This is a genomic window from Wolbachia endosymbiont of Diaphorina citri, assembly GCF_013096535.2.
In the GTDB taxonomy this organism is placed as follows: domain Bacteria; phylum Pseudomonadota; class Alphaproteobacteria; order Rickettsiales; family Anaplasmataceae; genus Wolbachia.
The window spans coordinates 1,402,452-1,417,908 of the sequence record NZ_CP051265.2; the positions used below are offsets into that span (position 1 = coordinate 1,402,452).

General features: G+C 33.5%; 13 protein-coding genes. 6 read left to right on the forward strand and 7 right to left on the reverse strand.

Annotation, left to right across the window (positions count from 1 at the left end):
* Positions 1 to 3 precede the first annotated feature (3 nt).
* Positions 4 to 1,470 carry an IS4 family transposase gene (locus HGO49_RS06550; protein WP_172758531.1) on the reverse strand — a complete coding sequence of 489 codons (1,467 nt, stop codon included), beginning with the start codon at positions 1,468 to 1,470 and terminating at the stop codon, positions 4 to 6.
* 461 nt (positions 1,471 to 1,931) lie between these two features.
* Positions 1,932 to 2,708: an enoyl-ACP reductase FabI gene (locus HGO49_RS06555; protein WP_017531617.1), complete on the reverse strand. Its 777-nt coding sequence runs from the start codon at positions 2,706 to 2,708 to the stop codon at positions 1,932 to 1,934.
* 325 nt (positions 2,709 to 3,033) lie between these two features.
* On the opposite strand from HGO49_RS06555, the gene HGO49_RS06560 reads away from it, so the two are divergent.
* Entirely contained in the window at positions 3,034 to 3,258 is a 225-nt protein-coding gene (locus HGO49_RS06560) for a hypothetical protein (RefSeq protein WP_017531618.1), read from the forward strand.
* A gap of 699 nt (positions 3,259 to 3,957) precedes the next feature.
* On the opposite strand, the gene HGO49_RS06565 is transcribed toward HGO49_RS06560, so the two are convergent.
* The gene (locus tag HGO49_RS06565; RefSeq protein ID WP_017531620.1) at positions 3,958 to 4,854 is read right to left on the reverse strand and encodes a hypothetical protein; all 897 of its coding nucleotides are present in this window, start codon (positions 4,852 to 4,854) and stop codon (positions 3,958 to 3,960) included.
* 127 nt (positions 4,855 to 4,981) lie between these two features.
* Entirely contained in the window at positions 4,982 to 5,779 is a 798-nt protein-coding gene (ygfZ, locus tag HGO49_RS06570) for a CAF17-like 4Fe-4S cluster assembly/insertion protein YgfZ (protein ID WP_006012580.1), read from the reverse strand.
* Between the two features lie 112 nt (positions 5,780 to 5,891).
* Between ygfZ and HGO49_RS06575 the strand changes: the two genes are divergently transcribed.
* The 5 genes from HGO49_RS06575 to HGO49_RS06595 all read left to right on the forward strand — a co-directional run bounded on the left by HGO49_RS06575 (position 5,892) and on the right by HGO49_RS06595 (position 12,536).
* On the forward strand, positions 5,892 to 6,182 hold the full coding sequence (locus tag HGO49_RS06575; RefSeq protein WP_007302813.1) for a co-chaperone GroES: 291 nt from the start codon (positions 5,892 to 5,894) through the stop codon (positions 6,180 to 6,182).
* A gap of 89 nt (positions 6,183 to 6,271) precedes the next feature.
* A complete protein-coding gene (gene groL / locus HGO49_RS06580) occupies positions 6,272 to 7,930 on the forward strand; it encodes a chaperonin GroEL (RefSeq protein ID WP_017531621.1) in 1,659 nt (552 codons plus the stop codon).
* A 254-nt stretch (positions 7,931 to 8,184) separates the two neighbouring features.
* Positions 8,185 to 8,688: a protein-disulfide reductase DsbD domain-containing protein gene (locus tag HGO49_RS06585; protein ID WP_017531622.1), complete on the forward strand. Its 504-nt coding sequence runs from the start codon at positions 8,185 to 8,187 to the stop codon at positions 8,686 to 8,688.
* Between the two features lie 108 nt (positions 8,689 to 8,796).
* Complete coding sequence (locus HGO49_RS06590) at positions 8,797 to 10,134, forward strand: alanine:cation symporter family protein (RefSeq protein WP_026092576.1); 1,338 nt, start codon at positions 8,797 to 8,799, stop codon at positions 10,132 to 10,134.
* Between the two features lie 179 nt (positions 10,135 to 10,313).
* Complete coding sequence (locus HGO49_RS06595) at positions 10,314 to 12,536, forward strand: hypothetical protein (RefSeq protein ID WP_017531624.1); 2,223 nt, start codon at positions 10,314 to 10,316, stop codon at positions 12,534 to 12,536.
* On the opposite strand, the gene HGO49_RS06600 is transcribed toward HGO49_RS06595, so the two are convergent.
* The 3 genes from HGO49_RS06600 to HGO49_RS06610 all read right to left on the reverse strand — a co-directional run bounded on the left by HGO49_RS06600 (position 12,523) and on the right by HGO49_RS06610 (position 15,386).
* The gene (locus HGO49_RS06600) at positions 12,523 to 13,113 is read right to left on the reverse strand and encodes a Maf family nucleotide pyrophosphatase (RefSeq protein WP_017531625.1); all 591 of its coding nucleotides are present in this window, start codon (positions 13,111 to 13,113) and stop codon (positions 12,523 to 12,525) included. The two genes, HGO49_RS06595 and HGO49_RS06600, sit on opposite strands and share 14 nt — an antisense overlap.
* Positions 13,110 to 13,346: a translation initiation factor IF-1 gene (gene infA, locus HGO49_RS06605; protein WP_007302820.1), complete on the reverse strand. Its 237-nt coding sequence runs from the start codon at positions 13,344 to 13,346 to the stop codon at positions 13,110 to 13,112. Before infA ends, HGO49_RS06600 begins: the two co-directional genes overlap by 4 nt.
* Before the next feature lie 102 nt (positions 13,347 to 13,448).
* Positions 13,449 to 15,386 (reverse strand): hypothetical protein, encoded by a 1,938-nt coding sequence (locus HGO49_RS06610; protein WP_017531626.1) that lies wholly within the window; start codon positions 15,384 to 15,386, stop codon positions 13,449 to 13,451.
* Positions 15,387 to 15,457 lie beyond the last annotated feature (71 nt).

Consider the following 15,457-nt stretch of genomic DNA (forward strand, 5'->3'; position numbering starts at 1 on the left):
CTATTACCCACAAGTATAGAATTCATGAGCAAGTCTCCATCCTTCTGCTAAATCAAAGAGACGTTTCCATCCCTTCCACAAGGCTATAGGACCTGGTTCTAAGTCATTTTTGCGAGCTAAAAACCCTCCTAACTTGGCCACCCACCTCACAATTTCTCTTATAGGTGGTGGAGTCTCAGGATAGTTTTTTGTCTTAAGCATTTTGGTATATAAAACCTTCCATTCGTCATCAGTCAGTATGACAGTGCAAGAAAGATTCGGATTTGTTCTAGCTACCAATGTAATAAAAAATATTCTCCATGCAATTATACTCATAATTGTAAGAAAGCGGATCAATCTATCTGCTGTTTGGAGCCTACATTCTTCAACTTTAAGACCGGATTTCAAAATTTTATGAAAAACCTCTATTCTCCATCTTAAGCAATACCATTGTATTTTTTCTACTGCTTCTTCAAAATTATTAATATTTATATTTGTTAACAAAATCCAGTTTATGGGCTCTTCGCCAAATGGGGGATATCTTTCTATAACATAGACAGCATTTAAATTTAAATTAGGAAGTTTTTGGGTTTTACGTCTAGCGTTGTTTTTTGATGCATTCATCACAAAGTTACTAAACTTTACTTCTAAAACTGTTGTTCTTTGAGGTTTTTTATCGCGAGCAGGAATACTCACTTGAATTTCTCCTTGACAAGACATGCGATTCATCAAATCCCACAATCTTTCACCACCTTTTTCAGAATAAGTCGACTTCTTGTTTACTGTTCTGTTTTGATTTCCTCTTACTACAAAAAGAGATTGATTAGTGGAAGCAACTTCAAATAAATCATAAATATCTGCTTCTCTATCACAAACGGTAACTACCTTAACATCCTTTAATCCAGGATGTTTAGTAGAGTCTTTAAGTGATGCTATCCACCGTATGCTTTCTTTCTCTTCTATGGGAAGAGCAGTATTATGGCTTCTTCTTTTCAACTCCTTTAGGTCTTCAGTTAAGGAAGGTCTAGTACTAATTTTTTGATCCAATAATCCTATAGGTAGTCCTTCTGTTGTAACTGCAAACGTTGTATGCATCACTAATCCATGGGTTTTAAAATTAGTTGTTTTAGATGTTAATCTTGCTGCTATAATCCCTAATCCTTCGGTCTTTTTATGATTTTTATATGAAATATAACTCGTATCCTGGATAGCTAAGATAGTTGAGTATTCTTTAGCTCTTTCAACAGTTTTAATTATATGACTGTCTAATATTTTTCTTTCAGAAATGGCATCGTTTTGGAAAAATCTATAAGCTGCTTTACTTTGATGCCAATCTTCACAAGCTTGATTTATTGAACGCTCAGGCGATTCAGCAAAACTATTAACTATTTTTAGAAGCCTTTTACTTAATCTTATATCACCAAAATTAACAATTCCAAATTCACTTTCTGCCCATTCGCCAGTTGAGGTATTTATAGTTCTTTTCATCATATATTCCATTTTTAGACCATAGATCTATTTATAATAGAAAGTTGAATTAGTAAAATAGCAGCTTTTTCTCCATTTTTAGATTTATGGGTAATAGTAAGCTTCTATAGGGGGCATTCTATAATAAAAGCCATGCTCATTTTGAATCACTGCTTAATAAGAATAAAGTCTTAGTAAAACAGACACAAGAACAATAGGATTTCTTGCTTGCAAAGCAACTCCAAGATCGGGAGGAACAAGACTTTTTCCCTTGCAAGGCAACTTCAAGAGCAATCCTCACGCACAATCTCTTAACCCAAATGGAAGATCAGCGGCAGCAAATACTTGTAAAATAATAACTCTATGGTTAATATGCGAAGATTTAAGTAAAAAATGTTGTCATTCTAGTAGCTGATACTGGGCTCCAATGTCAATTAGTCGGATAACAAAAAAACACAGGCTTCACATGCATCTGCAGTACTGTATTAGTCTACTATCTTCATTCCCACAACATTATACCCTGAATCAACATGTAAAATTTCTCCAGTTGTACCACTACTCAGGTCGCTTAATAAGTATAGTGCTGCCTTACCAACATCTTCTATTGTAACATTGCGTCTAAGTGGAGAATTACTTCTATTCCATTCCGATATGGAGTGAAAGTCACTTATTCCAGAAGATGCCAAAGTTCTGATTGGACCAGCAGAAATTGCATTTACTCTGATGTTCTGTGGTCCGAGATCACATGCTATATATTTTACACTTGCTTCAAGTGCTGCTTTACATAAACCCATCACATTATAATTTGGCATAACTTTTTCAGCACCATAGTAAGATAAAGTAAGTAAACTACCGCCATTTAACATCATTTTTTCCGCTCTTTGCGCTAAAGCAGTAAAAGAATAGCATGATATATGCATTGCATTGAGAAAGTTTTTTAGTGAAGTATCGACGTATCTACCATTGAGCTCATTTTTATCGGAGAATGCTATTGCATGTACCAAAAAATCAAGATTATCCCACTTTTTCTCTATTTTCCCAAAAGCACTATCTATGGTTTCCTTATTTGAAACATCACAATGTAGTGTTAGCTCCACATTTAATTCATTCGCTATTGGTAATAATTTCTCTTTTATTACTTCATTTTGATAAGTTATTGCAAGCTCAGCTCCGTGCTCTGAGAGAGTTTTTGCTATACCATATGCTATTGACCTTTTATTTATTATTCCGGTTATTAACCCTTTTTTGCCCTGCAATATCATGAAATTATTTGTCTTTTTTATAATTTGAAATATTAACTAGGCAAAGTCAATTGTGTTTTAACTGTAGCTAACGTATAAAAATTACTTCCGCATATTTCCAACCTCATTATAATTACAATTAGAGATATTTTAAGAGCTCAAAATCTATCTTTAGTCTGCAGACTTTTTAATCAAACTTATTAAAAAATATATTCTTCAGTGTATATCTTTCGTATATGCACTGCATTTTTTTCTAACTTTTTTTACACAGGAGGATTTTATGTCCAGAATTCCAGATACTTGACCTTTACTTTATAGCTAATAAAAACCAACTGGTGCTATTCGCATGGTTGTTAAACATCACAAAATGAAGCGTGATGTGAAAGGAAACCTTGTTGATAAGGAAGTTGAGGATAAAGGTTGGGATTGTTATATATTAAGTCAAGAGCAAAAACAAGAATTATACAATGGAAAAAGGATTATTGAGGATTCAGCATTAATCATTATTAAAGATTCGTGGGAGCTTATTTTTTGGGAAAACCAAAAGGTAACACATCGATTTACCGTTTAATCTTAAAAAGGTACTTTAATAGTTCCTTTTAAGTACTAATCCGGAGGTTCGATAGGTTGTTGTTTAAAAGATTGGCAGATATTTTTGTTAGTATTAAAAATTACATAATGTATATTATGGAAAATATAAGAAACACAAGCTTTCAGCAAGAGAAAATGCAATTTTTGCTCTTCTCAAACAGCATAAAAAAGTGCCTGTTGAACCTCCAGATTAATGCTCAAAAATGTTCAATTGATACTTTAAAAGTATTACTTTAAAAATACCTAAAGTATCGCTTCAAAAGCACTTAAAAATTTTATCTTTTAGCTCCAATACGACCCTCTATTTGTCTTTTCTTAAAAAGCGTTAAGATATTTATCAATTGAGTAGGTTTTTCTATAAATATCTCAATCTAATCATACTCTTTTTGATGTCTTTTTTGATCTTTTTCAGAGTTATCCACAGTTTTTTGTTCTCAATTATATATATATTAGTATTTGGAGATCATATTTATTATAGATCTCCAAAGTACTCAGAAATGTAAAATTATATACTCTATTAGGTTATCAACTTAGTTATTAACAATTCTGTAAAACAAGAAAAAGGGGCTTTTAGAAACAATATAGTTCTTTATGATTACACATAGGACAAGATAGCTAGGATACCTAGCTAAATAAAAAACTTGGAAAAAAGGAAGAAGAGACTTCTTCCTTTTTTTACTTAACCAAGCACTACCATACTTGTCTCTGTATCAGCTTCTTGTTTTACAGTGTCAAACCCTTTATAAACGTAAACGGTATCTACACAACTCTTAGGCTTTAAAACATCATATGTAATAGCATAAATCGTAGCTCCAACTAATAATGCAGCGACTAAAGCTATACCAATTATAGTCGGCAATACCGTTAATGCAGCACCAGTACCAAAATACAATCCTAACCCAACCGCCAATGCAGTTATAGCACCACCAATAGCACCAAATTTCATTCCTTTCTTAGCTGCCTCTTTCCTTGACTCACGGTTATCTCCAAAATCTAGTGTCCTTGCCATTCCCCTTAATATTATTGTATTGAGCTTTTGTTCCGATTCGATTGTCTTGATTTCTTTTAGATAATTTTCATATTTACTTTTCTCTTGATCATCTTTCAGTATCTCTCTTTCTAAAGCACCTTCAATCATATTACGATCCGCTTCGGATGAAGCTTTCCAAAACTCTTTTAATCCAAATTTGTCTTTGATTAAATCTAAAAATTCAGTTATATTAACTGGAGATTTCACAATAATATCAACCATTCTATAATCTTCGCGAATACCATTATCCGATTTTACAAAGCCAAGATCGATACTTAAAAATTCTTTTAATATATTTCTCTTTTTAACCATATCGAAAACGGCTGATTCGCAAATTTTATTCTTACCAAGAAGATCGAATAAAAGGCTAACTCTTGTATAAGGAGAATCTTCGTCTCCTTTTTCGCCTCTATATAATTTAAAAACAGTAAAAAGATCTTCTGTTTTAGCTTCTTCAAGTATTTGAACTATATCCTTAGTTCCGGTTCCTTTCATTACAAGCTTTAGATCATTTAATAAAGTTTCTTGTTCTGCTGTTAACTCCATATCAAACTCTCCTATTAAAAATAATAATATACTTTAATTATGATATATTTAAATAATAAAGTCAAGAATTTAACTAGTATTGCAAACACTTAAACAAGAAAAAGGGGCTTTTACTCGAATAGATATTTTATAACGTCTTAATGCTAACTCCACCGACATATAAATTTGCGTGGCTTTTTCCAGTATTAAGCAATGCAAGTCCAATATTGTCGACACTAGAGCGTAGTTCTCCTACTTCTTCATTATGTTCACTGATTACTTTAGTGCCAATATTTGGAAGTGCATTTTTTCCCTCAACAAGGTAAAGTTTCCTTCTGAATTTTTCTTGTCTGCTCATTCGATTTACAACTTCCTGACCTATATAGCACCCTTTATTAAAGCTTATACCATTTATCTTATCGATTAAATATTGCAGCGGAAATGATGAATTTTGCACCATATCTTTTGCTCCATCTGGGACAAGGTTTTTAATTCTAACTTTTTCATACTGAATAAAATCTCCAACCGGTTCTTTTATTTCATCTTCATGTATGATCCTCATTCCTAGCAGCTTGTGCCTTGGATCTTGAAAAATAACTTGTGACTTACTACTACACTTCGCCAACTTAGCATCAAACAAAACTCCAACCTTATATAGTGAACTAATGTCTTTAATCCTCACTCTAAGGTAAGTTTTGAGCAAGTCTAATTTTTCAATTATTTGCTGTAGATGGGCATTTTCACACTCCAAATAAATATATTTATCATGCTCAATGAGGAAAAAATCGTACAGATATTTTCCCTGAGGGTTGAGTAATAAAGAGTAAATTGCCTGCTGGCTACTTAGTTTATTAATATCATTTGTTATAACACCCTGAAGAAAATCTCTCGTATCTGGTCCGTATAAAGATATTAGACTACGGTTTGCTAGCGGTATGTAACCCATAAAACTTCTGTTCAAATCTTAATTATACACTTTTACTAACTCCAACCCTTGAAATGTAACCTTTAGATGACTACATAGAATTGTAGGTTAATCTATTAATGAGGAAACATAAATGTCAAGTGTAAATTTGAATGTATTAGATGATAACGTGCTAATAAAGCCTATTACTGAAGAAAAACAAGGTGGAATTGTACTACCATCAAGTGCTGAAAAGAAGCCTACTAAAGGTGAAGTTATAGCAATTGGTAGTGGTTCACGCAACTCAAGCGGAGAGCGTATAGCTTTAACTGTAAAAACTGGTGATAAGGTTTTCTACAGGCAGTGGGCTGGCACAGAAGTAGAGCATGACAATGAAAAGTATGTCGTGATGAAGGAGTCAGACCTACTTGCTGTTATCAAGTAGGTATCCCTATTTTACTAAACTAATGCGCTATATAGTGCATTATGTATTTTAATATTCTAAATTTTTTATTAATTTAAGGAGTGATAAAAATGGCTAACATAGTAGTATCAGGCGAACAGTTGCAAGAAGCCTTTCGTGAAGTTGCAGCAATGGTTGACTCAACGGTGGGAGCAACTGCAGGGCCTAGGGGAAATACAATAGGAATTAGCAAGCCATATGGTGGACCAGAGGTCACAAAGGATGGCTATAAGGTAATGAAAGGTATAAAGCCTGAAAAACCATTACACTCTGCGATAGTAAGCACCATTGCTCAAAGTGCTTCTCAGTGTAATGACAAAGTTGGTGATGGTACCACAACATGCTCAATACTGACTAGCAATATGATAATGGAAGCTTCAAAGTCAATTGCAGCTGGAAATGATCGTATTTGTATCAAAAATGGAATACAGAAGGCAAAAGATGTGATATTAAAGGAAATTACATCAATGTCTCGCACAATTTCTTTAGAGAAAATGGATGAAGTTGCACAAGTTGCAATAATTTCTGCAAATGGTGATAAAGATATTGGTAATAGCATTGCTGATGCTGTTAAAAAGGTTGGAAAAGAAGGCGTCATTACTGTTGAAGAGAGTAAGGGTTCAAAAGAATTAGAAGTTGAACTTACAACTGGTATGCAGTTTGACCGTGGTTATCTCTCTCCATACTTTGTTACAAATAATGAAAAGATGAGCGTGGAGCTTGATGATCCATATTTGCTGATTACAGAAAAAAAACTTAATATTATTCAACCTTTACTTCCTATTCTTGAGGCTATTTTTAAGTCTGGTAAACCTTTGTTTATCATTGCAGAAGATGTTGAAGGTGAAGCATTAAGCACTTTAGTGATCAACAAATTACGTGGTCTAAAAGTTGCTGCAGTAAAAGCTCCAGGCTTTGGTGATAGGAGAAAGGAAATGCTCGAAGACATAGCAGCTTTAACAGGTGCTAAGTATGTCATAAAAGATGAGCTTGGAATCAAGATGGAGGATTTAACTCTCGAAGATCTTGGTACTGCTAAAAATGTTAAAATCACTAAAGACAATACTACAATTGTTAGTGAAGACAGCGACTCTGATAAACAAAACAGAGTGGATGCTAGAATTAACCAGATTAAATCTCAGATTGAAACTTCAACCTCTGATTATGATAAAGAAAAGCTGAGAGAGCGTTTAGCGAAATTATCAGGCGGCGTTGCTGTGCTCAAAGTTGGTGGAGCAACCGAAGTAGAAGTAAAAGAACGCAGAGATAGAGTTGAAGATGCACTTCATGCAACAAGAGCTGCAATTGAAGAAGGGATAGTTCCAGGTGGAGGAGTTGCACTTCTTTATGCTGCATCTACTCTTGATAAGCTAAAAGCTTCAAGCGATGAAGAGCAAATAGGTATCAACATTGTCAAAAAAGTTCTCAGTGCTCCAATCAAAAGATTGGTTAAAAATGCTGGTCTTGAATCTGCTGTTATAATTGACTATTTGATTAAGCAGAATGATAAAGAGCTTATATACAACGTTGAGGCTATGAACTACGCTAATGCATCAACAGCTGGTGTAATTGATCCGGCAAAAGTAGTTCGTATTGCTTTTGAAACGGCAGTGTCTGTAGCAAGCGCACTTATTACTACTGAATCTATGATAGTTGATCTACCAAATAAAGAAGAAAATGCTTCATCACCTATGGGTGCAGGAGCAATGGGCGGAATGGGTGGATTCTAAGTAAACAAGAGCCTTGGAGCAAGTTGCTCCAAGGTATCTTTCTAGTTCTAAAAAGTCTTACATTTATAAAGGAAATAAATTTGTGATTTTCTATAAAAAGCCACTACTATTTATATTTGTTACGTCTCTTTAATATTATAACTGCTTAGCAATAAAAAAATAACATATGATTGCTAATATAGCTATATTAGCAATCATATTAACAATAGATAAAATTGAAATTATTTTCTTCATAATAAAGTAAGATTATTCTTATGAAAATACGTATACACTCAATCCTACTTTTACTTTTTTTTTGCACTCAATTGTGCGCTGAAGAAGAAGTTGCAAAATTTGATCTGCTCATTGGTAAGGTAAATAAAGCAAACCTCACCATTGAAGGCACAATAAAGGTTACAATAAAACCAGGTTGGCATATATATTACAAAGACCCTGGAGATTTCGGCCTTCCTACTTCCTTTGACTGTGAGGGTAACATATCAAATATAGATATTCATTGGCCTACTCCCAAGGAGCATAAAGATAAAGTTGGGGAAGTTACATTTGTTAGTAACATATATGAAGATATGGTGTTATTTCCCTTTAAAACTAATATCATTCCAAATCAGGAATACGCTGATATTAACTTTCATATAAAGTACGCAATATGTAAAGATAGGTGTATCCCTAAAAATGCCGAGATAAAAACCAGTCAACCACTAAAGGATTTTATGGATTCCGATATCAATAAACTCATAAATGAGTGGTATGAAAAATAGGATTTTAGCAGGCTTACTATAGCTTTTATAGTGTTACTTCTCATAAACAATAAGTTAGGTATTTTTCAACTTTTGCTATATACTCAAGTAAAAATCTCTCTTTTACAGATGGATACAGTAAAGTTTGTTTTATTACTGCCAACAATACTACTCATACTAGTTGCTGGTGTTTACCTATCGGTTAAACTAAAATGGTTGCAGATATTTAGACTACCGTATGCCCTTTCACTTATTGGAGCTAAAAGAGGAGAAAATAAATTTTCTTCTATAGCTGCTCTGTTTACAATCTTAGGGGGAAATTTAGGAGTAGGAAATATTTCAGGAACTGCTGTTGCTCTAAAAATCGGAGGACCGGGATCCATTTTATGGATGGCAATTATTATTGTTGTTACTTCTGTGATAAAATATGTTACTTGTTACCTAAGTATAAAAACCAGAAAAGAAAAAAATGGACGGTTTATAGGTGGACCTGTAGCCTACATGACTGATGCATTTAATTCTAGAAAAGCTACAGTTGTGTTTCTAGTTATTATGATGATGGTTTCAATAACAGTTGGTAACCTTGTTCAGGTAAATTCTCTATCAATACCACTCAGCATGGTAGATATACCTGTAGTCATTGGCGGCATTGTAATGGCCATAATATTTTTTGTTGTTGCAGCTCTTAGCTTAAAAAAAATTAAAATTTTTATATCGGCTATGATACCGATAATGACGGTAAGTTACCTTACACTTTGTGGTATCATATTATTTAAGTTTAGCGAAAATATTCTTCCTTCTCTAAAACTAATAACAAGCAGTTTTTTTACAACTAGTAGCTTTACATCTGGTTTATCTTTAGGTTTTATTTTAGAAATGTTGACTATTATTCAAGTAGGAACTTTGCGAGGTATTTTTGCAACAGATATAGGGCTTGGTCTCGAAGGGATTGTGCACTCTTCAATTGTTCCTAAGAAAAACAACAATAAATTTATCATTGAACAGAGCCTCATTACAATAATATCTCCTTTTATAGTTGCACTTATAGTGTTCATTACAACAATGGTACTGCTTGTCACGGATTCTTGGATTACTGATTTAGAGAGCACTAACATGTGCATTTTTGCTTTTAGAAAAGCTATGAATTGGCCCTATACTGACTATTTAATTATGGCCATAATGTTTTGTTTTGCCTTTACTACTATCTTTACTTGGTTTTTTTGTTCAAAACAAACAATACGCTATGTATCTATGGATAATAAATACACTAAAATCTGGACTGTAGTTTTTACCTTAATCACTCCATTTGGTGCAATCGGTGGAGTTAAGTTACTCTGGGATATCGCTGATATTTCAATTGCTGCTTTGCTGCTCATAAACATACTTGCTATACTCAAGCTCACTTCTCAAGATCCAGAAGTATTTACTATGAGTAGCAAATACTTGAAGTTGCAAAAACAGAGCTAAAGCAATATTTTAAGTTGTCATCCCAGTCTGGAATGACAACTTAAATTGCTTGATGTGAACATAAAATAGCTCATGTCATCACGTTAGCAATACAACTTCTTTAATAAAAACTAAATCAATTCCCGTAATAATTGTACTAGCTAAGGCTAAAAGGCAGAGGGTTATTAGTGAGGGAAAATATGAATACTCAAAGCACACAACAATATCATGAATTCATTCGAGGATTTTTTACTTTATTCGATGAAATAAAAAAGGAAGACGACCCAATTTATAATTCCAGAGTTGGTTTTAATGCAGTAAAGTTTCTAATAAAGCACCCCATCTGGAATTTGGAGATAGATGAAGACAAAAATAAAGCTTATGAAGTTATTCTTCCAGAGCAGAACAAGATAAAGAAAGCCGAACAAAAGCTTGAAAGTGAAGTTAAAGCAAGGTTAAAAGAGTATGTTGATGATATCGCAGGAGTTTCAATATATGGCGATCACGCAAGTATTACACTGGGAGATGACAAAAAAGAGTTTAAAATCAGCGAGTTTTTAAATAGTGACTTTTGTCAGAAGAAAGGAATTTCGGGATTTTCAACGCTGCATAGTGATGGAAAGAGCGGAATGCACGGTTTTGTTGCCGAAGAAGGAGAGAAAAGAATAAGGCATTATGTTGTAATCGATGGTTCATATGAAATGACTTTGAATTGGTATGACAAAAATGGAAAAAAATGTACTATCAAAATCAAGATTGATAAAGATGGTGTAGATCTCACTGAACGTAATGGTGTTACTGAGGAACAATTAAAAGCAAACACAGATGTAAAAATAGGTGGCTTATTCCTATATCAAATACAATTCAAGGAGAAAGGACAAGAACAAGAGAAACAACAATCATCTGAAACTTTCATAGAAAGTGATATTAGTAAAGGTATTGGCGTTCAAGCTACTCAAGATCAAGAAGTTGAGTTTAAGCATGCAACGACTAGCACTACAAATTCTAATAACGCATCTGCTAAAAAGATTCCACCGTCACTGCCACCTAGAACTAGTTCATTACCTAATAATCAGCAAAAAGGTGAGTATCAGCCAATACGGATTAATAGTAGAAATAACTACAATTCTCCATATTCTGATCATTCAAACAGTACTGCTTTCACCAAATCTGTAAGCCAAAATCAAAACGATAGGCAGTCTACATTTACTACGTTTGGATATACTGCATCTGGAAGCCGAAAATCAGATGAAAGTGAGCAAATATCTAATAATCGTCAAAAAGGTGCAATTTTTGATCCTACAACTACTGAAAGCGCTGCACCAGTACAAGACGTTGCATTCAAAAAAGTTAAAGATGCATTTAAGTATGAAAACGCTAAAGAATCACGCAATACTGGAAATAAGCAACCACTAAATGATGTAGCTTCGATTCTTGCATGGAAAGCAAAAAATGAGTTATTACGTAGTGAAAGTGAGTATGATGAAGAATTTTCTGACTTCGAAGATGGTTGGAGCGATAACGAAGATGAGTATATAACGCTTTCAAAACCTCAATCAGATTATAAACAAGAAAAAGATTATCTTAGCACTAAGGAAAACGAAGAAAGAGGAAACGATGAACAAAAAGAAACCGAACAAGAAAATGAATCTCTAGAATACAGCTCAACAGACATAAAAACAAACGATTCGGGCTATTCATCTCCAACTCACTCTAATCATGAAAAATCTCGAGTAAATTCTGGACAGTTAAAAGCGAGCCTAATGAATGTTGAACAAAGAGATGATACCCTACTTACGGAATTTACCAGTAAGTTGGATAAAGAAACTCAGAAATTCCTGCTAAAACCAGTAAATCAAAAGAAAATGAGTGAGCAAACAAAAGAACATTTATTAGCAGCTGGATTGCTAAAAGACAATGCAGCGGAGAAAGAAATAAACGACTCAGGTTACTCATCTCCAACTTACACTAGCCACGATAATTTTCAGGTCAATTCTGAGCAATTAGAGAAGAGATTAGAAACCATTGAACCAAAAGATACATTGGAAAAATTGAATAAAGGATTGAGAGACCAGGCTACTAAAGATTTATTCTCAGAAAGTATGTTGAAAGAAATAAAAGAAGGTAAAAAATATGACCCTGTACGTAAGTTATTAGAAAGAAAAGTGGCAGAACAAGAAGCAGAACAAGAAAATGATAATACTAATCTGACTATAGACAAAAATAGCGAACTATGTAAATTGCTAGAAAAAGATGCAGCACAACTGAAAGCTGGAATAGAAGAGGAAAGAAAAGATACTTTAACAGAACGCAATGATAGTCCTGATCGCAATAGAATTGCATTAGCAAATAGAAATAGAATCTGGGCTAAACTTATTGCTGAAGAAAAACAAAAAAAGGACAGTGGTATTAGTATAGGTTAAAGTAATTACTTAGCAAGCAATGGGTTTCATGTAATGGTAACCCTATTACAGAAGAGTATGAGCCACGTAAAAATAATACAAACATTCCTGCAAGACCTTGTATGTTGCACCCCCCTGCCCTGTTTTTCCACTCTTCTGATGCTAAATAATATTTAATTTCTTGTTCACTGAGACGCTTAAATTTCACTATTGTAACTACAGTCCTAATATGCTGTTTAGATTGATCAGGAGTTAATAAACACACACTGGTGTATACTCTATGCCTTCTTCCTGATAACAAGCGAACGCATTTTTCTGCTTGCTCAACGTTTTCAGCTTTGAGCAGTATCCTTCTACCACAAGCAACAACTGTATCAACACCAAGCACAAAGTAATTTGGATTTGCACTTTGTATTTTCTCGGCTTTACTTTTTGCCATACGGATTGAGTAATCTTTTGGCAGCTCTTTCTTCAAAGGTGATTCATCTGTATCTGCTGGCAAAACCAAACCTGGCTTAATATTTATTTGTTTTAGTAAGGCTACTCGCCTTTCTGATGATGAAGCAAGAATAAGATTATCTAGAGATTGTTCTATCACTTGAGCCTTTTTATTATCCTACCCTTTCTTGCATTCCTATCATAAATACTCATCTCAACTAACACTCTATCGCCTATAATGATACGTATTTTACTTCTTCTCACTCTTCCTGATACATGACAGATAATCTCATGTTCATTGTCCAGCTTCACTCTAAATTCTGCTGCAGGTAGTAAAGCAGTTACTGCCCCTTCCACTTCAAAAATTGTTTTTGATTTGTCTTCTTTTATCATTGTCGTATTATAATTTAATAATCTTTTTCAGTCTACTATAGATTTTAAATTATTATCAATACAGGAGATTTTTATACTCTACGTGAGTATTCCTCTTGCAACTTATCTCCATATAATACAAGAGGAAAGCAAGTTACTTACGTTTCTACTCTCTGCCACCTTCTCAACAGAACTTATAGAACTTATGTTAGAAGATAAATCATCATCACAATTTTCCTCATCGCTATCAAGTCCACTATCAAGGCTTGGAGATTTGTGCAATGTTGTCTTTTCTTTCAGTGGAACATCAGACTCATTATCAGGTTCACTAAAAACTTCTCCCATTAGACTATAATATTGTTTTGCATAACCACTTATGGTCTTGCTAATTTTTTGTTTATCAGTAACTTGATCTTGTTGATCCTCTAAGTATTTAACTTGATTATTTAAGTTTTCTATTTCTTCTTTCATTTCTTCAATTGTCTGAATTTGATCTGCAATGATGTCGCTGTAGTTCTCTTGCAATTCATCAATACTATCTTCGTCTTCAATGAGTTCAAGTATATCTTCTGGAAATTCCTCGTACTCGATTTCTGGATCTTCGATGTCGAACTTTACTTCTTCTTCAAGTTCATCTTTTAAATTGCTATCATGCCTCTCTAACTTTACAATTGTTTCTGCTTCTATTTCTTGCTTCAATTCAGTAGCTCCTTTTTTCAAGCTTGACATTTCTTGCTTTAATTCGACATTTTCTTTAGACGATATTTGATTATCTGGAATCAATTCATCCATTCGTTGTGAGTTAGTTTCCTCTTGAGTTCGGATTTGTTGTGAAGCAATTTCTGGTTGAGTTTTAGTGTGCTGTAAATTGGCTTCCAATGCATTGCTATTAATAGAAGGAGAAGAAGGAAGGCTATTATCAGCATCAACTTTATGATCTAACTTCCCCTCTGGTTCCTTACCTTGATAAGCCACCATAGATTCATTGTAAAGATTAATAGGAGTAGCCCTATTCTCTTCTAGTGATTCCATTACAGCATCATATAAAGAGAGACCTTGAATATATAATTCATCGTTTTGCTTTATTAATTCTAGAATCTCCTTCGATGAAACAAAATCTTCACCATTAAATTTTAGTATTTCAGTTATGCCATCGCTACTCACATTCATAATCATGGTACACATTCCTGATCCATCTTTTGCAGCCCAAGTGCTTGTCATTTCATAATATGCACCTTCTTTAAATTCATAATATCTTTTCTTATCTTTTTTATGAGCGTGTATTTCATGTTTTTTATTGCAATAGATATTCAGTTCTTTAATATCTTTCTCTTGCTGTAAAACGTCACTAATCTTTGTTGGCTCACTATTGTCGTAATGAGTAAGGTTAATATTCAAAACTTTATTATTATTGTCAATTTCTTCACAGTAAACTTGAAAGTCCTCTTTCCATTTTCCAAAATACCTACTTGCAACTTCTTTTCCTTCCTTTACTAACTCTATGTATTTACCTATATTTTTCTCAAAGTCCTCATTAACAGGCTTTTCTCTTTCTTTTACTGCTTCATCCACATACATTCGCTTAAAATCATTATCACCTATTAGATTACTAAAACGCCAATTACCATAAGCTTTTTGTATATCAGTAAAGTCCATCTTTTCTCTCAAAAGCGCTAATAAGCTTATCTTATCTCTCAAATTTTCTAACTCACAATCGAGAAAATCATCGAAACTGCATAACTTTTTATACAGTTCCCTATCTTCTATAATTGAGCGAAGAAATTTCATTATAGTAAGGTTCTTAATGGAAGGCTCATTTTTTTCTGCATCATTAATATAGCTTTTGAGAAATTGAAATATACCAAGCCCATCACTATCTTGGACAAACTTCTCTCTATCATTAACACAATTGTTGCCCTGTGATGAACATAATCTATTATGCAATTTTTGCAAGTCATGTATTGACTTAACTACATATTCTGCAACTGACAATTCTCTCAGCTGATCACTTGTTTTTTCCGCTTTTACTGCTTTGTCTCCCTTAGTCAAACCTGCAATCATAATACGCCTCCTTTAACTATGTTTATATTATAACAATCAACATGTATTTAAGAAAAATCACACTGCTCACT

Excerpts from the sequence above, each read along its gene's own strand:
- HGO49_RS06550 (WP_172758531.1), bottom strand. The coding sequence starts at position 1,470 with ATGATGAAAAGAACTATAAATACCTCAACTGGCGAATGGGCAGAAAGT.
- HGO49_RS06555 (WP_017531617.1), bottom strand. The coding sequence starts at position 2,708 with ATGATATTGCAGGGCAAAAAAGGGTTAATAACCGGAATAATAAATAAA.
- HGO49_RS06560 (WP_017531618.1), top strand. The coding sequence starts at position 3,034 with ATGGTTGTTAAACATCACAAAATGAAGCGTGATGTGAAAGGAAACCTT.
- HGO49_RS06565 (WP_017531620.1), bottom strand. The coding sequence starts at position 4,854 with ATGGAGTTAACAGCAGAACAAGAAACTTTATTAAATGATCTAAAGCTT.
- ygfZ (WP_006012580.1), bottom strand. The coding sequence starts at position 5,779 with ATGGGTTACATACCGCTAGCAAACCGTAGTCTAATATCTTTATACGGA.
- HGO49_RS06575 (WP_007302813.1), top strand. The coding sequence starts at position 5,892 with ATGTCAAGTGTAAATTTGAATGTATTAGATGATAACGTGCTAATAAAG.
- groL (WP_017531621.1), top strand. The coding sequence starts at position 6,272 with ATGGCTAACATAGTAGTATCAGGCGAACAGTTGCAAGAAGCCTTTCGT.
- HGO49_RS06585 (WP_017531622.1), top strand. The coding sequence starts at position 8,185 with ATGAAAATACGTATACACTCAATCCTACTTTTACTTTTTTTTTGCACT.
- HGO49_RS06590 (WP_026092576.1), top strand. The coding sequence starts at position 8,797 with ATGGATACAGTAAAGTTTGTTTTATTACTGCCAACAATACTACTCATA.
- HGO49_RS06595 (WP_017531624.1), top strand. The coding sequence starts at position 10,314 with ATGAATACTCAAAGCACACAACAATATCATGAATTCATTCGAGGATTT.
- infA (WP_007302820.1), bottom strand. The coding sequence starts at position 13,346 with ATGATAAAAGAAGACAAATCAAAAACAATTTTTGAAGTGGAAGGGGCA.
- HGO49_RS06610 (WP_017531626.1), bottom strand. The coding sequence starts at position 15,386 with ATGATTGCAGGTTTGACTAAGGGAGACAAAGCAGTAAAAGCGGAAAAA.